Origin of the sequence: Fulvivirga kasyanovii (assembly GCF_009711405.1) — a bacterium.
GTDB lineage: Bacteria > Bacteroidota > Bacteroidia > Cytophagales > Cyclobacteriaceae > Fulvivirga > Fulvivirga kasyanovii.
Window position 1 is genome coordinate 1 of record NZ_SMLW01000345.1, and the last position, 6,528, is coordinate 6,528.

4 protein-coding genes are annotated in these 6,528 nt (G+C 43.9%); 3 read left to right on the forward strand and 1 reads right to left on the reverse strand.

What is annotated here, in order from left to right; all coding sequences use genetic code 11:
- Nucleotides 1–2,597: S8 family serine peptidase (locus E1163_RS03470; protein WP_155169487.1), on the forward strand; the 2,597-nt coding region annotated here is incomplete at its 5' end.
- 2 nt (nt 2,598–2,599) lie between these two features.
- On the opposite strand, the gene E1163_RS03475 is transcribed toward E1163_RS03470, so the two are convergent.
- On the reverse strand, nt 2,600–3,604 hold the full coding sequence (locus E1163_RS03475) for a CDP-alcohol phosphatidyltransferase family protein (RefSeq protein WP_185155944.1): 1,005 nt from the start codon (nt 3,602–3,604) through the stop codon (nt 2,600–2,602).
- Nucleotides 3,605–3,788: 184 nt separating this feature from the next.
- Between E1163_RS03475 and E1163_RS03480 the strand changes: the two genes are divergently transcribed.
- Nucleotides 3,789–5,558: an LTA synthase family protein gene (locus tag E1163_RS03480; protein ID WP_185155945.1), complete on the forward strand. Its 1,770-nt coding sequence runs from the start codon at nt 3,789–3,791 to the stop codon at nt 5,556–5,558.
- Nucleotides 5,548–6,468, forward strand: a complete 921-nt coding sequence (locus E1163_RS03485; protein ID WP_185155946.1) for a diacylglycerol/lipid kinase family protein — start codon at nt 5,548–5,550, stop codon at nt 6,466–6,468. Before E1163_RS03480 ends, E1163_RS03485 begins: the two co-directional genes overlap by 11 nt.
- Nucleotides 6,469–6,528: the final 60 nt, after the last annotated feature.

The following is a 6,528-nucleotide window of genomic DNA, read 5'->3' on the forward strand; positions in this document are numbered from 1 at the left end:
GCACTACCTTTGAAGCAGCCCGGCCGGTAAACGATCTATGGAAACTGTCTCCCGGCTTACTCTCAACCCACCAACAGGCAGCATCAACTGCAAAAGAAAATTTTATCATTAAAGCTACGGACCTGAAACTATGTAAGAAAACACTTCAAAATTCAACTTCTGTAGAAATCCTTCAAGAATATGCCGCTGGTAATACATTGGTCATTCGCACATCATTAAAATATATTAATGAAAAGCTGCTCACTTCTCCTTTGATTCTCTACATTTCACGCCACTCAGGTATCCCGAAGGAAGAGAGCCTGGTGCTTGATCTTAACCTGAATGTTAACAAAGTAAACCTTGTACACCACGAAGTCCCGGAACTCAATGGCACTGGTGCCCATGTATCCATAAAAGAGCAAAGGTTTGATGAAACAGATATAGATTTCAAGGGAAGGGTACTGCCCTCAGCATTAAGCGCAGCAAGCACCTCCCGACACGCTTCAGAGATGGCAACCATTGTTGCTGGCGCCGGTAATTCCTCCTTCAACAGCAAAGGTGTGGCATGGGGCGCCGATTTATCATCATCCGATTTCATGAACCTGTTCCCTGATGATATTTCATATTTTGAAGGATCAGACATTTATATTCAGAACCATGCTTATGGTACCATCATTGAAAATTTTTATGGTGCCTATGCAGCCGCCTATGATGAGCATGCACACAGCCACCCCGAACGGCTTCACGTATTCTCTGCCGGCAACAACGGCACCGGAACAGATACTGTAGGCACTTACAAAGGTGTTGAAGGCTATGCTAACCTTACCGGGAACTTCAAAATGGCTAAAAATATTTTAACCGTAAGTGCTGTTGATACACTTTACAACACAGACCCCTTTGTATCGAGAGGCCCTGCATATGACGGGCGGGTCAAACCCGAACTAGCAGCATACAGCACTGTGGGCTCATCATCTTCTGCCGCTTTGGTTTCGGGCATATCGGTAATATTACAACAGGCTTACCAGCTCAAAAATGCCCAGGTACCTGATGCCACACTGTTGAAAGGTATACTGATGAACTCGGCAGATGACATCGGCCCAAAAGGTGTTGATTTTCTTTCGGGATATGGCAGCGTCAATGCGAGCCGCGCCCATCAGACTATTAACGAAGACCTTTTTATGACCGGAAGTATCGATGACAGCCAGACAGAAACATTCACCCTGGAGGTACCCGCCAACGCCAAAAACCTGAAGGTTATGCTTGTATGGAATGATCCTGCCGCAACAGCCAATGCTGGTATAGCCCTGATCAACGATCTGGATCTGACACTCAAACATCAAGGAAGCGGTGATAGCTGGTTACCCTGGGTACTGAACAGCTATCCTCACAAAGATTCATTAACCCAACTTCCCTCCCGAAAGCAAGACCATTTGAACAATATCGAACAAATAACACTGGAGTCCCCCGAAGCAGGAACTTATGAAATTGCTGTTAACGGATTTGACGTTGTGGATGGGCCTCAGAAATTTTTTATAGTTTATCAATGGGACGAAGGGGATACTTTCCGGTGGACTTTCCCGGTAGGTAGCAGCAATATGCCTTACAACGGGGAAAGGGTTTCGTTTTTCAGGTGGGAAAATACGTATGAAGGCCAAACAGGCACGTTAGAGTACTCCCTTGACAAAGGCTCAACCTGGCAGACCATTGCCTCCAATGTTGACCTCGGGAAGGAATACTATAGCTGGGATTCACCGAACGTTTACACCACCGCCCTGGCAAGAATGACCATTGGTGCGGAAGCGTTTGTAAGCGACACCTTTACCATTTCAAGGCCGCTCAAGGTTTTCGTAGGGTTCAATTGCCCTGATTCTGTTATGCTTTTGTGGAACAAATATGAAAACACCTCTCCATATGTACTTTATACTTTGGGCGAAAAGTACCTGGAGCCGCTAATGGAAGTTCAGGATACGGCTGTGATCCTGAATAAAGAACAGTATCCATACAACTTATACACGCTGGCCCCAAGACTGGACCAGGATAAGCTGGGCCTTCGCAACCTTACCTTTAACTATTCATTTCAAGGGGTAGATTGCTACCTGTCAAGCTTTTTCGCCCTTGAGAACCAGCCTCTCGGACAAGTAGTTCTTACACTTACTCTTGGAACGAGCTATCAGGTGGCAAATGTTATTTTTGAGCGCGAAAAAAATGGCTCTTTCGAACAAATAGCCACTGTAAACACTCCTGCATCCAATGTTATTGAAGCTTTGGACCAGGAACCTTTTCAGGGGCTTAATAATTACCGGGCAAGGGTGATCTTCAATGGAGGCACTGAAATAGTAACAGAGGTAGTTACTGTTTATTTCCTTACAAAGCTCCCTGTAATGGTATTCCCCAACCCGATAGACAGGTCTCAGGGTGAATTGAGTGTCTTTACCCGTGATTTTGCAGGCGAAAAAGCATACCTCAAGCTGATCAATTCCAATGGCCAGGTGGTACTGAATTATGAACTGCTATCTGAAAGGGAAGTTTTGCCCATCGCTCACTTAAAACCGGGACTGTATCTTTACTTTCTCACTAGTACGGGAGTAGAGCATTCCGGTAAGATTGTGATTAAATAATATCAATCAGCATGGGTATTTTCCGGCAGGTCGGGATTGACCCAATGCCACTCTGCTTTAAGTGCACGAAAAGTCTTAATGATCAGGAGTAGTATATTAACCAGCAGATAGATGAACAGAATGAAAAATATATCCGTAGCGTGAAGGTATTCGGTAAAAAAGCTAATAGCCAGAATAATTGGCGCAAATAATCCCGGGCTTCTTTCCACGCCGTCGATCAACTGCGCCATAAGTAATTTGCCGATGTAAACGCCTCCATAGAACAGAATAATCACTCCGGCCAGCAACGAATCAAGGCTATAAAAACTTAACCCCGACACCAGTAGCAGAAAGCCCAGGAACATCCAGTATCCATAAGTAAGGTGTGGCACCCTGATAATCGTAAGGACACAACTGAGAATACCTCCGGCAGCCACAAGCAGTAATATCCACTCTACCAGCAGCACGCCCTGAATCTCCATGGCATTGATTGAAGAATATACTGACTCACTATTGCAAAGCAGCAATACAGTGATCATGAGTAGTTTAATCTCAAAAGCCCCAAAAGCACCTTTCACCAGCATATTGGCCTTATATTGCTCATAGAATCTGGTCATTTTCAACAATACAAGCACCACCAGAACCAGTAAAACCATCCAATCGTGCTTAATGCCGAATAAATTCCAGACGATAAGTACGAGTACTCCCTGGTTAAAGACTTCAAAGTAATGATCCATAAACTCACCCAGTGCTGACTCAGTCTTAGTGGCCCTGGCCTGAATACCATCCAGCTTATCAGTGATCACGTGAACAAGCAGCAAAACCGGAATAATGACAAACCCCAGGTTCGCCAACTGGTTGTTTGCGTAAGAAATATATAGGGCAATATAAACCGAAAGGTGAGACACAATGCTGAGGTAATTGGCGGGAAGCCCGGCTGGAACAATATTACTTAAAGGAGTGAGCATAGATACAAAGCCCTTTGATAGGAGAGACTTATTGTTTTGCCGGTAGGTATAGTTCTTCATATTCATGCAAATAAAACAAAAATGAGAGGATCGGAATTATTTTGAACCAGATTTGATTACCACAGGGGTAATATTAAATTAATATTATCTTTGCGTCAATTATTCATCAGACGGCTTTTGTGACATGAAAGAAAGGGTTAAAGCATTTTTTAGCTATGGTTTATTCTGGCTAACATTTTTTTTAATGGCCCGCGTATTGTTCCTGGTTTACAATTTTGAAAGAACGTTTGAAATGTCCATCGGGGATGTTTTGCTTTCAATCCTCCACGGACTGCGGTTGGATCTATCGGCCACAGGATACTTTCTACTGATCCCGGGGCTTTTTATTGTTTTCACCACCTATGCCCGGCCAAAGGTACTGAGCGTGCTCCTTACAGGGTACACTATTCTGCTGCTGATCTTATGTTCACTCATTATTGTAGCCGACCTTGAAATGTACACGCATTGGGGTTTCAGGCTGGACGCCACACCTCTTTTATATATAGGCGAAGATACCCCACTGGCCATCAGTGGCTGGTCGCTGCTCTTATTAACCCTGCTCTGGGGCCTGCTGCTGACAGCTTCTTTGCTCATCTACAGAAAACTCACGCTTAAAAGGGTTAAAGATTTGCCTGCTGCCGACTGGAAAACAAGCCTTGGGATGTTGATTATAACAGCCACTATGATTGCCCCTATCCGCGGCACCTTTGGGGTTGCCCCGATCAACACGGGAATGGTGTACTTTCATAACTCAAACATATATGCCAATCATGCAGCCATCAATGTGGTATGGAATACAGGTTATGCATTGAGAAAATCAGACAGGTTAAAATATCCTGATAATTTTCTTGAGGCAACTAAAACCTCAAGCTACTTCAATGAGCTTTATTCAGGCCAGGACCACACTACGAAATTAATAAATACTGAACAGCCCAATGTGCTCATCATTATCATGGAGAGCTTTACCTACAGCTTTATAGAACCCCTTGGTGGCATACCCGGTGTGGCACCCAACTTTAGCAATCTGGCTAAAGAAGGTGTGCTGTTTGACCATATGTATGCTTCGGGTGACCGTACAGACAAAGGGGTAGTATCGATACTCAGCGGGTATCCCTCACAACCGGTATCTTCGATCATCAAATACCCTAAAAAGACTCAAAAATTGCCTTACCTCAACCAAAAGCTAAAGGATATGGGCTACCAAACCTCCTTTACCTATGGTGGTAACATTGACTTTGCCAACTTCCGGTCATACCTCAGCAATGCCCGCTTCGACAACATCACGCATAGTAACGATTTTCCCGAAGAACTGAATAATTCAAAATGGGGAGTGCATGACGGTCCTGTTTTTGATAAGTTCTTTACTGAAACCAATGAGGCTAAGGCTCCATTCTTCAAAGTAATGCTATCCCTGAGTAGCCATGAGCCTTTTGATGTGCCGATGGAGACTGTTTTTGAAGGAAGTGATGACAAATCTATGTTCATGAACTCTGCTCATTATGCCGACAGGTGCTTAGGAAAGTTCATCGAAAATGCAAAAAAGAGTGAGTGGTGGGATAACACGCTAATCGTTATTACAGCCGACCACGGCCACGGATTGCCTAACAACCAGGGAGTTTCGAACCCGGACAGGTTCAGGATACCGATGCTTTGGCTGGGTGGTGCTTTGGCCGTAAAGGATACGGTAGTGCATAGTTTTACCAGTCAGACTGATATAGCCAATACCTTGCTGGGGCAAATAGCTCAGCCCGACCCGGATTTCAGGTTTAGCAGAAATACCCTTGGCAGGGCCAATCATGACTTTGCCGTATATGTTTACAACAATGGCTTTGGCTTTGTTGACAGCACTAAACTGATAGTTTATGACAATACCGGCAAGCGTTATATGAAAAAAACGGGGGTTAAGGACGAAAGGGACCTGGAGTTAGGTAAGGCCTATATGCAAACCTTATATAATGATTTCAATGGCAGATAGAGTGGACACGGTGACCGGTAAAAAGAAAATACTTTTCATAGTTAACCCAAAGTCGGGTACAGGAAATAAGCGGAGTATCCCGGTATTGCTGAAAAAATATCTCGATGCCGATAAGTTTGCCTATGAAATCATACAAACAAATTACGCCGGGGAAGCAGCCAAGATCAGTGAGGAAAACCGTGACAAATTTGATATTATAGTGGCTATTGGTGGTGACGGCACTATCAATGAAGTGGCCGGCCCGCTAACCAACAGCAATACGGTACTTGGCATTATTCCTTGTGGCTCCGGAAACGGACTGGCCAGGCACCTTAAGATTCCCCGCAACATCAAAAGGGCTATAAAGCTGCTTAACAAAAGGTGTATTGCCACTATCGACACCATCAATCTGGATGAAAGGATATTTCTGAATGTTGCCGGGGTCGGCTTTGACGCGCATATCGCCCAGCTATTTGCGAACTCAAAAAAGAGGGGATTTCTTTCATACGCAAAACTGGCAATGAGGGAAATAAGGAAGTTCATTTCCGTGGATTATCAATTAATCATCGATGGGCAGGAAAAACTTGAAAAGGCCCCTTTCCTGATATCCGTAGCAAACTCTACGCAATATGGAAACAATGCACATATAGCTCCTAATGCATTGATTGCCGATGGTTTGATGGATGTATGTGTATTAAGAAAAGTTCCTGCGTGGTATTATCCGGTATTGATCTATAGAATGTTTACGGGTACTCTGACTAAATCAAAATATTATCAAACCTGGCAGGGTAAGGAGGTACAAATAAAATTATTAAACGATGCTCACGGCAAGCATATGCATATCGATGGGGATCCTTATGCTGTCAGCAAGAATATGAAACTGAAAGTAAACCCGCTTTCTCTAAAAGTAGCTTGTCAGGGATCAGTTTAACTGTAAAAAGAACAAAACATCGATTTTTAAGGACAACGCAGTAATTATTTTTTAAGGTTT